Below are 15,310 nucleotides of genomic sequence, written 5' to 3'. Positions count from 1 at the left end.
CCCAACCCGCCTCGTTTCCGCCAGAAATGTGGCACGGCGCGGCGGCTGAGAGGGCAATATGGGGCTGATGTTCTAAAAATTTCCTAAAATTTGATCGGCCTGCTGCGGTCTGGCGGCCTCACTGCCGCTTTCAGGCGTATTTCCGGTTGAAACAGCGCTTCCCATGCGGCTTTGCCCCGGCTATTGAGGCATCCAGGACAAGGACCTCAGCATGACAGACCCGATCCGCCCCCAGCCCGGCATCCTCGACATCGCCCTTTACGAGGGCGGCGCTTCGCATGTGGCCGGTATCAGCGATGCGATCAAGCTCAGCTCGAACGAGAACCCGCATGGGGCCTCGGACCGCGCCAAGGAGGCGTTCTCGCGCACGGTGCACAAGCTGCACCGCTATCCGTCCACCGACCATGGCGCGCTGCGTCAGGCGATCGGCGACGTGCACGGGCTGGACCCGTCGCGGATCATCTGCGGCGTCGGTTCGGATGAAATCATCCGCATGATCGTCAACGCCTATGCCGGGCCGAAGGACGAGGTGGTGCACAGCGAACACGGCTTCCTGATGTATCGCATCGCGGCGCTGGGGGCGGGGGCGACCCCGGTTTCGGTGCCCGAACGCGAACGCACGCTGGATGTGGACGCGATCCTGAAGGCCTGCGGGAAAAAGACGAAGCTGGTCTTCATCGCCAACCCGAACAACCCGACCGGCACGATGGTCGGTCTGGCGGAACTCGAACGGCTGGCCATGGGCATCCCGAAACAGGCGATGCTGGTGATCGACAGCGCCTATGCGGAATATGTCGAGGGCTATGACGGCGGCGCCGAACTGGCCTCGCGCCTGCCCAACGTGATGATGACGCGCACCTTTTCCAAGATCTACGGTCTGGGCGGGCTGCGCATCGGCTGGGGCTACGGCCCCAAGGACATCATCGACGTGCTCAACCGCATCCGCGATCCGTTCAACCTCTCGACCTCGCAGCTTGAGACCGCCGAGGCCGCGGTGCGCGATCAGGACTGGGTCGCCCAGTCGCGGTCGGAAAACGCCCGTCTGCGGCACTGGCTCTCCGAGGCTTTGGCAGAGCGCGGCGTGCCGAATGACACCTCGATGGCGAATTTCGTGCTGGCGCGGTTCGGCTCCGAGGCCGAGGCCGAGGCCTGCGACGACTTCCTGAAAAAGGACGGGCTGATCGTGCGGCGCGTGGCCAGCTACGGCCTGCCGCATTGCCTGCGCATCACGGTGGGCGACGAGCCCTCGTGCCGGCGCGTGGCGCATATGATCGGCCTGTTCAAGGCGGGCGCCTCGGCATGACCCACTACAAGCGCGTCGCCCTGATCGGGCTGGGGCTGATTGCCTCCTCGATGGCGCATGCGATGCGCGAAAAGGGTCTGGCGGGCGAGATCATCGGCCATGCGAAATCGGCCGAGACCCGGGCGACGGCGCTGGAAATCGGCCTGTGCGACCGGGTTTTCGACACCGCCGCCGCAGCGGTCGAAGGCGCCGATCTGGTGGTGCTTTGCGTGCCGGTGGGCGCGATGGCGGCGATTGCCGCGGAAATCGCCCCGCATCTGGCGCCCGGCGCCACCGTGACCGATGTCGGCTCGGTCAAGCAGGCGGTGGTCGAAGCCGTGGCCCCGCACATGCCCGCGCATGTGCAGTTCATCCCCGGTCACCCGCTGGCCGGGACCGAACATTCCGGGCCGCGCTCGGGCTTTGCGACGCTCTTCGTCAACCGCTGGTGGCTGCTGACGCCGCTGGAAACCAACGCCCCCGCCGCCGTCGCGCGGCTGAAGGCGTTCCTGACCGCGCTCGGCGCCAATGTCGACGAGATGGACGTGGCCCGGCATGATCTGGTGCTGGCCGTCGTCTCGCATACGCCGCACCTGATCGCCTACACGATGGTGGGCGTGGCCGATCACCTGCGCCGGGTGACGCAGGAAGAGGTGATCAAATATTCCGCCTCGGGCTTTCGCGATTTCACCCGCATCGCGGCCTCCGACCCGACGATGTGGCGCGACGTGTTCCTGACCAACAAGGAAGCGACGCTCGACATTCTGGGCCGCTTCACCGAGGAACTGTTCATGCTGCAACGCGCCATCCGCATGGGGGATGGGCAGATGCTGTTCGACTATTTCACCGAGACCCGCGCGATCCGCCGCGGCATCATCGAGGCCGGTCAGGACACCGCCGCCCCCGATTTCGGCCGCGTGCCGCCGCCCAAGGCGGAGACGCGCTGATGCGCGGCCTTCGGAGCCTTGCGCTGGCGCTGATCACGGCGCTGGCGTGCGGGCCCGTTGCGGCCGAAACCCTGACAACCTCGCCGCTGCCGCGGCCCCGTCCGCCCGCCGCCGCGGCTTCCCCCCTGCCCGCACCCCCGCCCGCGGCCCCCAAGGCCACGCCGGGCGGGGTGGCGCTGCCCGCAAGCTCCGGGCAATCGCCGATCGACAGGCCGCAGCCCGCCGGGGCCGAGGCCCCGCCCGGCTCCGATGCCGCCCCGGCAGGCCGCCGCCCGCTGCCGCGCCCCGAGGCGATCGGGACAGGCGCCCGCACCGAAAGCCTGCCCCCGCCCGCCGATCCGCGGCTGGCGACAGCGCATCCGAAACCGCGCCCAAAGGGGCTGGTGACCGCCGCGCCGCCGGACCCCGACACCGCCCCCGCTCCGGTCTCCGATCCGCGGCTTGCGGGCTACCGGCCGAAACCGCGCCCCGCGGCGCTGGCCGTCCTGCCCCCCGCCGCGGCGGAGGAGACCGCCGCACCGTCCGCCGCACCATCCGCCGAAGCGCAGGCCGCGGTGACGCCCGCGGCGCAGAAACCGCCGCCGGGCGGGGTGCTGTCGCGGCTCTTCGGCGCCCCGCGCAAGCGCAACGCCCCCACGCCCGAAGCCCCCGCGGCCCCCGCGCCCGGCCTGCGCGGCTCGGTCTGCGGCGTGCCCGGCCTGATCGGGCAGGAGGTGGCGCCGATCGGCAATGGCGGGCGCGGCTCGGGCTGCGGCATCGCCGCGCCGGTGAAGATCACCGCGGTCTCGGGCATCCGGCTGACGCAGCCGATGACGGTCGATTGCGCCACCGCCACCGCCTTCAAGCGCTGGATCGACCGCGGCATCGTTCCGGCGGTGGGCGGCAAGGGCGGCGGCATCGCGAAACTGGATGTCGGACCCGGCTATGTCTGCCGTCCGCGCAACAACCAGCGCGGCGCGAAACTGTCGGAACACGGCCGCGGCAAGGCGATCGACCTGATGGGGCTGGTGCTGAAGAACGGTCAGAGCCTGGATGTCGAGCGGGGCTGGAAAAGCCAGCCGCGGATCTTCAAGTCGATCCACGCCTCGGCCTGCGGCGTCTTTGGCACGGTGCTGGGGCCAAAGGCCGACCGCTTCCACCTCAACCACATCCATGTGGACACGATGCATTACCGCTCGGGCACCTATTGCCGCTGAGGCAGCCGCGGCGCAGGCCCAAGCGGGATCGCCGCAAGGCTCATCCGGCCCTTGGCAAAGGAAAGCGGCAGCCGCACCGCCCCGTCCGGGCTTTGCCGGCCCAGATATTCGCCCATCGCCGCCAGCATCGCCTTGCGCTCGGGCGGCACCACCCCCGCGGCAAGGCCGAGATCAAGCCAGACCGGAAAATCGGACAGCGCAATCGTCAGCGTGCCCTCGGGCAGGCCGTCGGAGGTGACGGTCAGACGGCCGGACACAGCGATCCGATGACCATCCCAGATCAGCGCGGCGCGGCGCAGATCGACCGCCGTCAACGCGGCCGGGGCATCGGAAAGCAGCGCCAGCGGCTGCGCGACCTCCACCCCGGCCTCCAGCGTCAGCGCGTCCAGCCGGTCGGGCAAGGGCGTTGACAGCCCGGCCTGACGGCTGAGCGCGGCGGCAAGCCCGGGCGGCAGGCCCGGGGCGGCGATCTTGCCCGTCAGCTGCCAGAGTCGTGGATCGTCCGTCGGCTGCAGGGTCAGCGCAAGGCTTTCGGCCGCCAGCGAGGGCGCCTTGGCCGCGGCAAGCCGCAGCGCCGGGGCCTCCATCCGCAGCGCAATCCCGGCCAGCGGCAGATCGCGGCCGGAGGCGGCATCGACGCGCAACGCCGCCCGCGTTCCGGTCGCTTCAAAGGGCAGGCCCTGCCAGGTGATCCGTTGCGGCAGGGGCAGATCGAGCCGCCAGGACAGCGGGTTCCAGACCGGCGCGGTGATCGTCAGCCGTTCAAGCGCGAGGACCGTCCGACCCGCTTCGGTCAGACGCGGCGCGTCAAGCCGCACGCCGACCCGGGCCGGAAAGCCCTCGGCCGAAACCTGCGCCGCGGCGGTCCCGGACCCGGCCAGCGCCGCGCGCAGCCAGGCCGCCATCCCCTGCCCCGCGCCCCAATCGGCCAGCGCCAGCCCCCCCGCCAGAACCGCGCCCCAAACCCAGACCCGCATCGCAGCCTCTTTCCAAACACCGGCCTTCCTTTTATCCCCCGTGAAGAAGGAGGGCCAGCCATGCCCGAGGCGCTTTGGATTTTCGGCTACGGATCGCTGATCTGGGATCCCGGTTTCACCCCGGCCGAGGCCTGCCCGGCGCGGCTTGACGGCTGGCATCGCAGCTTTTGCATGCATTCGATCCATTTCCGCGGCACGCCCGCGGCGCCGGGTCTGGTGCTGGCCCTTGATGCCGCCGCGGGCGCCCAGTGCCGGGGCCTTGCGCTGCGCGCCCCCGAGGCCGAGGCCGCCCGCATCCTGGCCGAGATCCGCGCCCGCGAACTGGTCACCGACGCCTATCTGGAACGCGCGCTTCCGGTGACGCTTTCCGACGGGCGGCAGGTCACGGCGATCGCCTATGTCATCGACCGCGCCGGGCCGCAGTATTGCAGGCTGGATTTCGAGGCGCAGGCGCAGACCATCGCCCATGCCGTCGGCGCGCGCGGCCCGAACCGGGATTACCTGTTCAACACCGCCGCGCATCTGGCCGATCTGGGGCTTGCCGATCCCGATCTGGAGGCGCTGGCCGCAAGGGTGCGTGTGCTGCTGGCTTGAGGCTTGGCAGGGGGGCGAACGCAGCCTATCCTTCCCGCAAAGAGCAGAGAGGCAGAACATGCGCGCACCGGTCCGGGTCCAGGCCCCGCAGTTTTCGCAACCCGTCCGACAGATCGTCTCGATGCTGGTCGTGCTGGCGCTGGTGGGCGCGGGCGGGTTCTTTGCCTATGCCCGCATCTATCCGATCTTCCAGACCAATCCGCTGCTGAACGGGCTCATTGGCGGGGTCTTCGTGCTGGGGGTTCTGGGCTGTTTCTGGCAGGTGGTGCAGCTGGTGAAAGCCGTCAGCTGGATCGAGAGCTTCGCCGCCGACCGCCCCGGCCGGCCGATGTATCGCCCGCCGCAGATGCTGGTGCCGCTCGCAGCCCTTCTGGGCCGCGGTGGCGCCAGCCGCACCATCGCGACAACCGCCGCGCGCTCGATCCTTGAATCGGTGGCGGCGCGGATCGACGAGGCCCGCGACATCACCCGGTATCTGTCGAACCTGTTGATCTTCCTTGGCCTTCTGGGCACGTTCTACGGCCTTGCCACCACCGTTCCGGGCGTCGTCGACACGATCCGCGCGCTGGCCCCGCAACAGGGCGAGGCGGCAACGGCGGTCTTTGCCCGGCTGATGACCGGGCTTGAAGGCCAGCTTGGCGGCATGGGCACGGCGTTTTCCTCGTCGCTGCTGGGGCTTGCCGGATCGCTGGTCGTGGGCTTGCTTGAGCTTTTCGCGACGCATGGGCAGAACCGCTTTTACGGCGAGCTGGAGGACTGGATTTCCTCGATCACCCGGCTGAGTTTCGCCACCGCCGAGGTCGAGGGCGCGGGCGAGGCCTCGGCCGTGGCGGGGGTGCTGGACCACATGGCCGAGCAGATGGACGCGCTGCAGACGCTGTTCATCCGCGCCGAACAGGCCCGCAGCCAGACCGAGACGCGGCTGGCGCAGCTGACCCAGGGCTTTGCCGATCTGGCGCAGAAACTGGGGGCCGAGGTCGAGAGCCGCGCCAGGCAGGCCGAGGCTTTGGCGCAGATGGCCGAGGGGCAGGACCGGCTGATCGCGGCGCTGGACCGGCTGGCCGAACAAAGCGCCGCCGACCGCCATGCCGAGATCGATGTCGATGCGGAAATGCGGATGCGGCTGCGCTCGATCGATCTGCAGATGTCGCGGATGCTGGAGGAAATGTCCGCCGGGCGGCAGGAAAGCATGGCCGATCTGCGCAATGATTTCGCGGCGCTGACGCGGGCGCTGATGGCACGGGCGCGCGGCGGGGAGGGCTGAGATGGCGCTCTCGGGCCGCCGCGGGCAGCGTTTCACCACCACCAATGTCTGGCCCGGCTTCGTCGATGCGATGGGCGCGCTGTTGATGGTGCTGATCTTCGTGCTGTCGATCTTCATGATGGTGCAATCGATGCTGCGCGACACGATCACGACGAAGGATCATGAGCTGGACGCACTGTCGGCGCAGGTGGCGGGGCTGGCGCAGGCGCTGTCGCTGGAACAGGCGCAGACCGAGGCGCTGACCGGGCGGCTGGAGGCGGCGGGGGCGCGGATCACCGCCTTCGAGGCGCAGGTGGCGGGATTGCTGGCCGAGAAGGCGGCGCAATCGGCCGCGATCGCCAGCCTGCAGGGGGATCTGAAAACCTCGGACGCGGCCTTGGCCTCGGCGCGGTTGCAGCTGGAGGACGCGCGCAAAAAGGCCGAGGAAACGCTGACGCTGCTGGCCGCGGCCGAGGCGGCGCAAAAGGATCTGCAGGGCAGGCTGGAGGTGCAGCTGAGCGAGACCGAGAAGCAGGCGGCGTTGCAGGCGCTGGCGGAAAAGACCCTGACCGAGACGCGGGCGGAAAGCGATCGCAAGGCGGAACAGGTGGCGCTGCTCAATCAGCAGGTGGCGGCGCTGCGCGGGCAACTGTCTGATCTGCAAGCGGTTCTGGACGAGGCCAAGGCGAGAGATACCGAAGCCAAGGTGCAGGTCGAGGCGCTGGGCAGCCAGCTGAATTCGGCCTTGGCGCAGGTGGCGGCGGAACAGAAACGCCGCGCCGCGCTTGAGGAAGAGGCGCGCAGGAAGGCCGAGGCCGAAGCCAAGGATCTGGCGCGCTACCGGTCCGAATTCTTTGGCCGGATGTCGCAGCTGCTGGAGGGCCGCGCGGGCGTGCGGGTGGTGGGCGACCGCTTCGTGTTTTCGTCCGAAGTGCTGTTTCAGCCCGGCTCGGCCGATCTTTTGCCCGAGGGGCAGGCGCAGATTTCGCGCGTGGCCGAGACCTTCCGCGAATTGGCATCCGAGATCCCGCCGGAAATCGACTGGGTGCTGGAGGTGGACGGCTTCACCGATGACACGCCGCTGTCGGGTCAGGGCGCGTTCAAGGACAACTGGGAATTGTCGCAGGCGCGGGCGCTCTCGGTGGTGAAATATCTGATCGACGCGCAGGGCTTTGCGCCGAAACGGCTGGCGGCGGCGGGCTTTGGCGAGTTCCGCCCGGTGGCCGCGGGCAAAAGCCCCGAGGCCCGGGCGCAGAACCGCCGCATCGAGCTGAAGCTGACCGAACGATGATCGGGCGGATCAGGAAAGGCACCGCCTTTCCCCGCCCGCCGCGACCACGCTTCATCACGACCGTTTCCCCAAGCACACCATAGGTCGGCGCCCGTCCCGGCGGGCGAGAAGCGCCCGCCATGGGCGGGGCGGGCGCTGACCGAGTGCCTTTGGGCCCTCGGCGGTCAGGGGGCTGAGGTGCCGCATGACCTCGGCAATGGCCTCGGTCAAGACTGTCCGGGGCAGGAAGGCGGGCTCAGGCCGCCAGATCGTGGCGCAGGATCGCCGCTTCCGAAGTACTCAGCACGCGCCGCGCGAAGGGCCCGTAGGCCATCGGATCGGCGTCGATCCCGGGGCACAGCCGCAACAGCGCCTGTCGTTGATCCTCGGCGATGCTGTCGACTTCGGTTGCGGCGGGGTGAAAGCTTTCCGTTTCGACCCCGTTCGCCCGCAAGACCTGATGACGCGCGAACAGCAGATGCAGATAGGTGACCTCGGGCAGCCGGGTCTCCACCCGCACCGCGCCGTCATCGACCAGATCGAGCGCCTGCACAAGCACCTCGGGCTCGTTGAACAGCGCCCGCGCCGCGGGGCCGGTGATCAGCACCCGGTGCTGCGGCGAAACCAGCAGATCGGCTTCGGCGCGCAGCAGGCCAAGGGCTCCCGCCCGCAGCCGCACCGCCCCAAGTCGCACTGGGCGCAGATGCGGCAGCGCGTAAAGCCGGGCCCCGCTCATCCGCCGCGATCCGATCCACAAAAGCTCCTGCGCGCCCTCGTCGCGGGTCCAGACCCGGTCGCCGGGCCGCAGCGTCTCGACCCGGCGCGGCCCGCGCGGCGTGTCGATCAGCGTGCCCGCCGTGAAACAGATCACCCCGGGCTCGGGCAGGCGCAGCCCCGCCGGGCGCGGATCGACGCGGCTTTCGACCAGCCAAAGATCGGTGTCGCGCGGCGGCAGGCCGCCCGCAAACATCAACAGACGCGCCCGCGCCGCGGGCAGTTCGATCAGGGTGATGGCATAGGCCCGGATGCCGTCGGTCACGGTAAAGCTTTGATCGGGAAGGTCGGGCAGATCGGCACGGGCGCGAAAGGCGGCGCTGTCGCCGCCCTCGATCGCGACGCCCAGAAGCCGACGCACCACCCGGGCGGCGCGTTGGCGCAGCGCCTCGCTGCCCTCGGCCCCGCTCAGGATCAGCAGGTCGGTCGGGCCATCGACCCGCACCGCCTCGCCGCTCCAGCGCCAGCATGCCCCCGTCGCAAGGCTGTCGACCGGGGCGCCTGCGGTGCCGTCGATCTCTGTCTGGTCCCACGCGATCACGAAGGTGCCCAGATAGCCCGGCTTCATTGCCTGTATGTCCTGCCTCGTTTTATGGACCCTTCGGTCCTTGATTAAGCAAAACCTAACATGGGTGATTCGGCTTGTGAATCCCCCATTTTGACCCAGATCAAGGAAAGGACGATTTGGCGCGAAAAAGTCAAAATCGCAGCCGCAGCCGGACCGAGCCGACCAGCTGCCCCTCGGGTTGGCCGACGAATTCGCGCGAAAGCCAGGTGAGGCCGTAAAACAGCCCGACCCGTCCCAGCCGCGTCGAGACCCCGGCGCGCAGGCGGGTGCGGGTTTGTTCGGGGGCGACGCCCCAGCCGCCCGGCAGATAGGCGCTGTCGAAGACATGCGCGACATCGGCCCCCAGCACAAAGGCGGTGCCGCCCGCATCGGTGCCGCCGATGCCGACATGACGCTGCCCGGTGATCTCGTCGCGCAGCCAGAGCGCGCCCCGCTCGCGCTGACCGAAGGCCAGATCCGCGCCCAGACGCAGCAGGGTTTCATCGCCCGCCCGCGCCTCGGCGAAGGGGCGCAGCTCGGCGCCGCCAAGCGCGATCGGCCGGGCGATTTCCGCCGTGACGGTCGGATAAAGATGGTTCGGCAGCTGGCTGTCGGCGGCGCGCGGCCGGGGTTCGCCCAGCAGATCATGCAGCTGGCGCTGCACCTCGGACAGGCCGTTCGCGGGCCCGGTCCAGACCACGCCAAGGCCCAGATCGGCCTCGGTCTGCGGCGTGGGCGCGAACTGCGTATGCACCGAAAGCGCGGATTTGCCGACATAGCGCCGATCGCCGCGCAAGCTTTTCAGCCGCGAGGGCGCGATCACCGCCCCGCTCAGCCGGTATTCAAGGATCTCGAAGGGCCGCCCGGGCAGGCGCCCCTGCCAGTCCGGGCCACGCAGCCAGGACAGCGTGTAAGAGCCGGTCTGCCAGCGGTCCTTGCCGTCGCCAAGCGCATCGTTGTTCAGGAAATGGCCAAAGCCGAGCGGCCGGGTCTCGGCCGAGGCGGCGGGGGCAAGGGCCAGCAGGCCAAGAAGGGCGAACGCAAGCGGGATCAGACGCGGCATGGGGCTCCAGAGGGCGGAGGGGAACGGTTAACCTTGGTATCGCGCCGAAATCCGGCGAAACTGCGACGCGGGCGTGACATCCGCGGCGATCAGGGCGCGGCGATCAGATCCCGGGCCAGACCGCCCGAGACCGCCAGCGCCGCGGCAGGCGCCAGCCGCACCATCAGCCCCCGCTTGCCGCCGTTCACGACGATCTGCGCCTGCCCCAGCGCCGAGGCTTCAAAGGCCACCGGCACCCGCTTCTTCTGCCCGAAGGGCGAAATCCCCCCGGTGTGAAAGCCGGTCAGCCGCTCGGCCTTGTCGGGGGGCATCATCGCCGCCGCCTTGGCCCCGAAGGCCGCCGCCACCTTTTTCATCGACAGCGTGCAATCCGACGGGATCACCGCGCAGGCGGGCTTGCCGTCAACCTCGACCATCAGCGTCTTCAGCACCTCGGCCGGATCGGCGCCGATCGCCGCCGCCGCATGCAGGCCGATCTTGTCCTGCCCGGCAACGTAGTCATATTCGATCCGCTCGAACGCCACCCTGGCGGCGTCAAGCGCCCGGGTGGCGGGGGTGGCTGTGCTCATCACGCTCTCCTTTTCCCTGTCTTGCCAAGACCCCTGCCCGCCGTCAACGCCGCCGTCAACGCCGCAAATTCCGTTGCGTCGCGGCCACGGCAGGGCCCGCCTTTGCCGTTGCCAGACCACCCCCGGCCGATAGGATTTGACGTCAGGGAAAGGGAGGAACGGATGCAGATTTCAGAGAGGGTGTTTGTCGTCACCGGCGGCGGCTCCGGGCTGGGCGCGGCAGTCGCGCGGATGGTCGTCGACGCGGGCGGCAAGGTGGTGATCGTCGATCTGAACGCCGAGGCCGGGATGGCGATGGTGTCGGATCTGGGCGCGGCGGCGCGGTTCTGCCGGGCCGATGTCACGCAGGAGGGGGACGGCCGGGCGGCCATCGCGCTGGCGGTCTCGGTCTTTGGCCGCTTGGATGCGCTGGTGAATTGCGCGGGCGTCGCGCCGGGCGAAAAGATCCTCGGCCGCGAGGGGCCGCACCGGCTGGACAGTTTCGCCCGCGCGGTGACAGTGAACCTTGTCGGCACCTTCAACATGCTGCGGCTGGCGGCCGAGGCGATGGCGGGCAATGCCCCCGGCCCGGGCGGCGAGCGCGGGGTGATCGTCAACACGGCCTCGATCGCGGCTTTTGACGGGCAGATCGGACAGGCGGCCTATGCCGCGTCCAAAGGCGGCGTGGCGGCGCTGACCCTGCCTGCGGCGCGCGAACTCGCCCGGCATGGCATCCGCGTCGTCACGGTGGCGCCGGGCATTTTCCGCACGCCGATGATGGCGGGTCTGCCGCAGGAGGTGCAGGACAGTCTGGGCGCCTCGGTCCCCTTCCCGAACCGGCTGGGGGACCCCGCGGAATATGCCGCGCTGGTGCGGCATATCTGCGAAAACCAGATGATGAACGGCGAGGTGCTGCGGCTTGACGGCGCCTTGCGGATGGCGGCGAAATGAGGCGGGCGCAGATGGATCCGGTGGTGATCGCGGGGGCTGCCCGCACGCCGATGGGCGGGTTTCAGGGCGCGTTTTCCGACCTTGCCGCGGCCGATCTGGGCGCGGTGGCGCTTGGCGCGGCGCTGTCGCGGGCGGGCATCCCGGCCGAGGATGTCGACGAGGTGCTGATGGGTTGCGTCCTGCCCGCGGGTCAGGGTCAGGCCCCGGCGCGGCAGGCGGCGCTGAAGGCGGGTCTACCGCTTGCGGCGGGGGCGACAACGATCAACAAGATGTGCGGCTCGGGCATGAAGGCGGCGATGCTGGGCCATGACCTTTTGCTGGCCGGTTCGGCGCGTGTCGTGCTGGCGGGCGGCATGGAGAGCATGACGAACGCCCCTTATCTTTTGCCGAAAGCCCGCGGCGGGCTGCGGCTGGGGCATGGGCAGGTGCTGGATCACATGTTTCTGGACGGGCTTGAAGATGCCTATGACCGCGGCCGGTTGATGGGCACCTTTGCCGAGGATTGCGCCGAGACGATGGGCTTCAGCCGCGCCGCGCAGGACGCCTATGCGATCGCCTCGCTGACCCGGGCGCAGGCGGCGATTGCGGCGGGGCATTTCGCGGCGGAAATCGCGCCGGTGGTGATTTCGGGCAAGACCGAGGTCCGGGTCGACACCGACGAACAGCCCGGCAAGGCGCGGATGGACAAGATCGCGACGCTGAAACCGGCCTTCCGGCAGGGCGGCACGGTGACGGCGGCGAATTCCTCGTCGATTTCCGACGGGGCGGCGGCGCTGGTGCTGATGCGCGCCTCGGAGGCCGAGGCCCGCGGGCTGACGCCGCTCGCCCGGGTGCTGGGCCATGCGACCCATGCCGATGCGCCGAACCTGTTTCCGACGGCGCCGATCGGCGCGCTGACGAAGCTGGCCGGGAAGCTCGATCTGGATCTGCGGGCGGTCGATCTGTTCGAGGTGAACGAGGCGTTTGCGGTGGTCGCCATGGCGGCGATGGCGGCGCTGGATCTGCCGCAGGACCGGGTGAACGTGCATGGCGGCGCCTGCGCGCTGGGGCATCCGATCGGCGCCTCGGGGGCGCGGGTGCTGGTGACGCTGCTGGCGGCGCTGAAGACGCACGGGCTGAAAACCGGCGTCGCGACGCTCTGCATCGGCGGCGGCGAGGCCACGGCGATGGCGGTGGAGCTGATGGCGTAAGGCCGGGTTCGGGCGGCTCGTTGGCCAAGGCCATCGCCTTGGCCATGCGAGACAGAGGCCCCGGGGCCGCCGGGGGCCCAAAGGCCGCCGGCCAGCGCCCGCCCCGCCCATGGCGGGCGCTTCTCGCCCGCCGGGGCTGGCGCCGGCCTCTGTTGCGTCCAGTGGCAGCGGTCGTGGCGCACTGTGGTCGCTGCGGGCGGGGAAAGGCGATGCCTTTCCCCGCCCGAGATCGACGGCAGCGAAAGCGCCCCATGCCGCAAGGCTTCGTGTTCCTGCCGCAAGGCTTCGGGTTGGCATCGCCCCCCGGCCTGCGCTAGAAGGGCCAAGTCCAAGCCAGCCCGGAGACGCCAGATGCCGCACTATCGTTCCCGCAAATCGACCCATGGCCGCAACATGGCGGGGGCGCGTGGCCTCTGGCGCGCGACCGGCATGACGGATGGCGATTTCGGCAAGCCGATCATCGCCGTCGTCAACTCCTTCACCCAGTTCGTGCCGGGGCACGTCCACCTGAAGGACCTTGGCCAGATGGTCGCGCGCGAAATCGAAGCCGCGGGCGGCGTCGCCAAGGAATTCAACACCATCGCCATCGATGACGGCATCGCCATGGGCCATGACGGGATGCTCTATTCCCTCCCCTCGCGCGAGGTGATCGCGGATTCGGTCGAATACATGGTCAACGGCCATTGCGCCGATGCGATGGTCTGCATCTCGAACTGCGACAAGATCACCCCCGGCATGATGATGGCGGCGATGCGGCTGAACATCCCGGTGATCTTCGTTTCCGGCGGGCCGATGGAGGCGGGCAAGATCAGCCCCGACGTGATCGACCATGACCTTGATCTGGTCGATGCGATGGTGGTGGCCGCCGACGACAGCTACACCGATGCCCAGGTCGAGGCGATCGAGAAAGCCGCCTGCCCGACCTGCGGCTCGTGCTCGGGCATGTTCACGGCGAATTCGATGAACTGTCTGGCCGAGGCGCTGGGTCTGGCCCTGCCCGGCAACGGCTCGATGCTGGCGACGCATGCCGACCGCAAGGCGCTGTTCCTGGAGGCCGGGCGGCGCATCGTCGACATCACCAAGCGGCATTACGAGGGCAACGAACCGGGCCTCTTGCCGCGCGACATCGCCACCCATCAGGCCTTCGAGAACGCCATGAGCCTTGATATCGCGATGGGCGGCTCCACCAACACCGTGCTGCACCTGCTGGCCATCGCCTACGAAGGCGAGGTGAATTTCACCATGGACGACATCGACCGGCTGTCGCGCAAGGTGCCCGTGCTGTGCAAGGTCGCGCCCGCCAAGCAGGATGTGCACATGGAAGACGTGCACCGCGCGGGCGGCATCATGGGGATCCTGGGCGAGATGGGCCGGGCGGGTCTTCTGCATCTCGACGCCCGCACCGTGCATTCCGCCTCGATGGGCGAGGCGATCGCGACCTGGGACGTGATGACGGCCAATGATCCCGCCGTCGACAGCTTCTACCGCGCCGCGCCGGGGGGCGTTCGCACCACCGAGGCGTTTTCGACGCAAAACCGCTACAAGGAGGTCGACCGCGACCGCAGCGCAGGCGTGATCCGCGCGGCCGAACATGCGTTTTCGAAAGACGGCGGTCTGGCGGTGCTGTTTGGCAATATCGCGCTGAACGGCTGCATCGTGAAGACCGCAGGCGTCGACGAGTCGATCCTCAAATTCACCGGCACGGCGAAAGTCTTTGAAAGCCAGGACGATGCGGTCTCCGGCATCCTGACCGGCAAGGTCACCGAGGGCGAAGTGGTGGTGATCCGCTACGAAGGCCCGCGTGGCGGCCCGGGGATGCAGGAGATGCTTTACCCGACCAGCTATCTGAAATCGAAGGGGCTGGGCAAGAAATGCGCCCTGCTGACGGATGGCCGCTTCTCGGGCGGGACGTCGGGGCTGTCGATCGGCCATGTCAGCCCCGAGGCCGAGGAAGGCGGGCTGATCGGGCTGGTCGAGACCGGCGACGTGATCGAGATCGACATTCCGAACCGCACCATCCATCTGGCAGTGGCCGAGGAGGTGCTGGAGGCGCGCCGCGCCGCCAAGGGGCCGCTGCCCTGGGCGCCCGCGGCGCCGCGTCCGCGCCAGGTGTCGACCGCGCTCAGGGCTTATGCGTTGTTCGCGTCTTCGGCGGCGAAGGGCGGCGTGCGGATCCTGCCGAAGTGATCGCCCCCCCGCGCAGGGAACAAGGCCCCCGCCGCGGGGGCCTTTTTTCATCGCCGATCCTCAGGACCAGTTTTGCAAGACATGCGCGGCGGCAGCGATCATCGCCCAGATCACCCCATGCACCAGCGCCAGCGCGCCCAGCCCCGCCACCACCCCGGCCATCACCCAAAGCCCGTCGCGCTCGAACAGGCCGATGCCGATCAGCGCCAGCGCAAAGGCCGGGCCGATGTTGCCCAGCGGGATCGGCAGCGTCAGGATGATCGCCAGCACCAGCGCCAGAAGCCCCAGCCCCTGCTCGGCCCAGCGCGTGGACAGAAAGCTCAGCCGCGGTTTCAGCATCTTCTCGGCGCGCAAGAGCCGCGGCACGACCACCGCCGCCAGACGGGCGAAATCCGCCCGCGCGATCGAGCGCGTGGCGATGAAGGCGGGAAACCACGGCGGCCCGCCGATCAGCATCTGAAAGGTCAGGAAAATCAGCGGCAGCCCCAGCACGGCCGAGGTGCCCGGCGGCGTCGGCAGCACGTTCGGCAGCGAAAAGATC

General features: G+C 69.3%; 14 protein-coding genes. 9 read left to right on the top strand and 5 right to left on the bottom strand.

From position 1 onward, the window contains the following. The first annotated feature begins 211 nt into the window (after positions 1 to 211). The 3 genes from hisC to FBT96_RS21200 are packed head-to-tail and all read left to right on the top strand — an operon-like array spanning position 212 to position 3,425. The gene (gene hisC / locus FBT96_RS05305; RefSeq protein ID WP_136905294.1) at positions 212 to 1,303 is read left to right on the top strand and encodes a histidinol-phosphate transaminase; all 1,092 of its coding nucleotides are present in this window, start codon (positions 212 to 214) and stop codon (positions 1,301 to 1,303) included. Further along, positions 1,300 to 2,229 carry a prephenate/arogenate dehydrogenase family protein gene (locus FBT96_RS05300; RefSeq protein ID WP_136905293.1) on the top strand — a complete coding sequence of 310 codons (930 nt, stop codon included), beginning with the start codon at positions 1,300 to 1,302 and terminating at the stop codon, positions 2,227 to 2,229. The genes hisC and FBT96_RS05300 overlap by 4 nt, the downstream gene beginning before the upstream one ends. After that, a complete protein-coding gene (locus FBT96_RS21200; RefSeq protein ID WP_249306322.1) occupies positions 2,229 to 3,425 on the top strand; it encodes an extensin-like domain-containing protein in 1,197 nt (398 codons plus the stop codon). The genes FBT96_RS05300 and FBT96_RS21200 overlap by 1 nt, the downstream gene beginning before the upstream one ends. On the opposite strand, the gene FBT96_RS05290 is transcribed toward FBT96_RS21200, so the two are convergent. Further along, positions 3,413 to 4,402: a DUF2125 domain-containing protein gene (locus tag FBT96_RS05290; protein WP_169583232.1), complete on the bottom strand. Its 990-nt coding sequence runs from the start codon at positions 4,400 to 4,402 to the stop codon at positions 3,413 to 3,415. The genes FBT96_RS21200 and FBT96_RS05290 overlap by 13 nt on opposite strands. Positions 4,403 to 4,462: 60 nt before the next feature. Between FBT96_RS05290 and FBT96_RS05285 the strand changes: the two genes are divergently transcribed. Genes FBT96_RS05285 through FBT96_RS05275 form a run of 3 tightly spaced genes read left to right on the top strand, consistent with a single transcriptional unit; the run spans position 4,463 to position 7,530 of the window. Next, positions 4,463 to 4,996: a gamma-glutamylcyclotransferase gene (locus FBT96_RS05285; protein WP_136905291.1), complete on the top strand. Its 534-nt coding sequence runs from the start codon at positions 4,463 to 4,465 to the stop codon at positions 4,994 to 4,996. A 58-nt stretch (positions 4,997 to 5,054) separates the two neighbouring features. Further along, positions 5,055 to 6,260: a biopolymer transporter ExbB gene (locus FBT96_RS05280; protein WP_136905290.1), complete on the top strand. Its 1,206-nt coding sequence runs from the start codon at positions 5,055 to 5,057 to the stop codon at positions 6,258 to 6,260. 1 nt (position 6,261) lies between these two features. Continuing rightward, positions 6,262 to 7,530, top strand: coding sequence for a peptidoglycan -binding protein (locus FBT96_RS05275; RefSeq protein ID WP_136905289.1), 1,269 nt, complete (start codon positions 6,262 to 6,264; stop codon positions 7,528 to 7,530). Between the two features lie 235 nt (positions 7,531 to 7,765). Here FBT96_RS05275 and FBT96_RS05270 read toward each other — a convergent pair whose 3' ends face one another. The 3 genes from FBT96_RS05270 to ybaK all read right to left on the bottom strand — a co-directional run bounded on the left by FBT96_RS05270 (position 7,766) and on the right by ybaK (position 10,462). After that, complete coding sequence (locus tag FBT96_RS05270; protein WP_136905288.1) at positions 7,766 to 8,851, bottom strand: Hint domain-containing protein; 1,086 nt, start codon at positions 8,849 to 8,851, stop codon at positions 7,766 to 7,768. Positions 8,852 to 8,981: 130 nt separating this feature from the next. Beyond that, positions 8,982 to 9,893 (bottom strand): lipid A deacylase LpxR family protein, encoded by a 912-nt coding sequence (locus tag FBT96_RS05265; protein WP_136905287.1) that lies wholly within the window; start codon positions 9,891 to 9,893, stop codon positions 8,982 to 8,984. Positions 9,894 to 9,982: 89 nt separating this feature from the next. Beyond that, positions 9,983 to 10,462: a Cys-tRNA(Pro) deacylase gene (gene ybaK / locus FBT96_RS05260; protein ID WP_136905286.1), complete on the bottom strand. Its 480-nt coding sequence runs from the start codon at positions 10,460 to 10,462 to the stop codon at positions 9,983 to 9,985. 162 nt (positions 10,463 to 10,624) lie between these two features. Here ybaK and FBT96_RS05255 point away from each other — a divergent pair, with 162 nt between their 5' ends. The 3 genes from FBT96_RS05255 (at position 10,625) to ilvD (ending at position 14,769) form a co-directional block, all read left to right on the top strand. After that, on the top strand, positions 10,625 to 11,392 hold the full coding sequence (locus FBT96_RS05255; protein ID WP_136905285.1) for a 3-hydroxyacyl-CoA dehydrogenase: 768 nt from the start codon (positions 10,625 to 10,627) through the stop codon (positions 11,390 to 11,392). Between the two features lie 11 nt (positions 11,393 to 11,403). Next, positions 11,404 to 12,582: an acetyl-CoA C-acyltransferase gene (locus tag FBT96_RS05250; protein ID WP_212635358.1), complete on the top strand. Its 1,179-nt coding sequence runs from the start codon at positions 11,404 to 11,406 to the stop codon at positions 12,580 to 12,582. Positions 12,583 to 12,933: 351 nt separating this feature from the next. Continuing rightward, positions 12,934 to 14,769, top strand: a complete 1,836-nt coding sequence (ilvD, locus tag FBT96_RS05245) for a dihydroxy-acid dehydratase (RefSeq protein ID WP_136905283.1) — start codon at positions 12,934 to 12,936, stop codon at positions 14,767 to 14,769. A 60-nt stretch (positions 14,770 to 14,829) separates the two neighbouring features. Here the strand turns inward: ilvD and FBT96_RS05240 are convergent. Further along, on the bottom strand, positions 14,830 to 15,310 hold a 481-nt coding region (locus FBT96_RS05240), incomplete at its 5' end, for an exopolysaccharide biosynthesis protein (protein WP_136905282.1).

Source organism: Rhodobacter capsulatus (assembly GCF_005144475.1).
Taxonomy (GTDB): Bacteria; Pseudomonadota; Alphaproteobacteria; order Rhodobacterales; family Rhodobacteraceae; genus Rhodobacter; species Rhodobacter capsulatus_C.
This window is presented reverse-complemented; position numbering and strand designations above follow the sequence as displayed.

Excerpts from the sequence above, each read along its gene's own strand:
- FBT96_RS05255 (WP_136905285.1), top strand. The coding sequence starts at position 10,625 with ATGCAGATTTCAGAGAGGGTGTTTGTCGTCACCGGCGGCGGCTCCGGG.
- FBT96_RS05285 (WP_136905291.1), top strand. The coding sequence starts at position 4,463 with ATGCCCGAGGCGCTTTGGATTTTCGGCTACGGATCGCTGATCTGGGAT.
- hisC (WP_136905294.1), top strand. The coding sequence starts at position 212 with ATGACAGACCCGATCCGCCCCCAGCCCGGCATCCTCGACATCGCCCTT.
- FBT96_RS05270 (WP_136905288.1), bottom strand. The coding sequence starts at position 8,851 with ATGAAGCCGGGCTATCTGGGCACCTTCGTGATCGCGTGGGACCAGACA.
- FBT96_RS05265 (WP_136905287.1), bottom strand. The coding sequence starts at position 9,893 with ATGCCGCGTCTGATCCCGCTTGCGTTCGCCCTTCTTGGCCTGCTGGCC.
- FBT96_RS05280 (WP_136905290.1), top strand. The coding sequence starts at position 5,055 with ATGCGCGCACCGGTCCGGGTCCAGGCCCCGCAGTTTTCGCAACCCGTC.
- FBT96_RS05250 (WP_212635358.1), top strand. The coding sequence starts at position 11,404 with ATGGATCCGGTGGTGATCGCGGGGGCTGCCCGCACGCCGATGGGCGGG.
- ilvD (WP_136905283.1), top strand. The coding sequence starts at position 12,934 with ATGCCGCACTATCGTTCCCGCAAATCGACCCATGGCCGCAACATGGCG.
- FBT96_RS05275 (WP_136905289.1), top strand. The coding sequence starts at position 6,262 with ATGGCGCTCTCGGGCCGCCGCGGGCAGCGTTTCACCACCACCAATGTC.
- FBT96_RS05290 (WP_169583232.1), bottom strand. The coding sequence starts at position 4,402 with ATGCGGGTCTGGGTTTGGGGCGCGGTTCTGGCGGGGGGGCTGGCGCTG.
- ybaK (WP_136905286.1), bottom strand. The coding sequence starts at position 10,462 with ATGAGCACAGCCACCCCCGCCACCCGGGCGCTTGACGCCGCCAGGGTG.
- FBT96_RS05300 (WP_136905293.1), top strand. The coding sequence starts at position 1,300 with ATGACCCACTACAAGCGCGTCGCCCTGATCGGGCTGGGGCTGATTGCC.
- FBT96_RS21200 (WP_249306322.1), top strand. The coding sequence starts at position 2,229 with ATGCGCGGCCTTCGGAGCCTTGCGCTGGCGCTGATCACGGCGCTGGCG.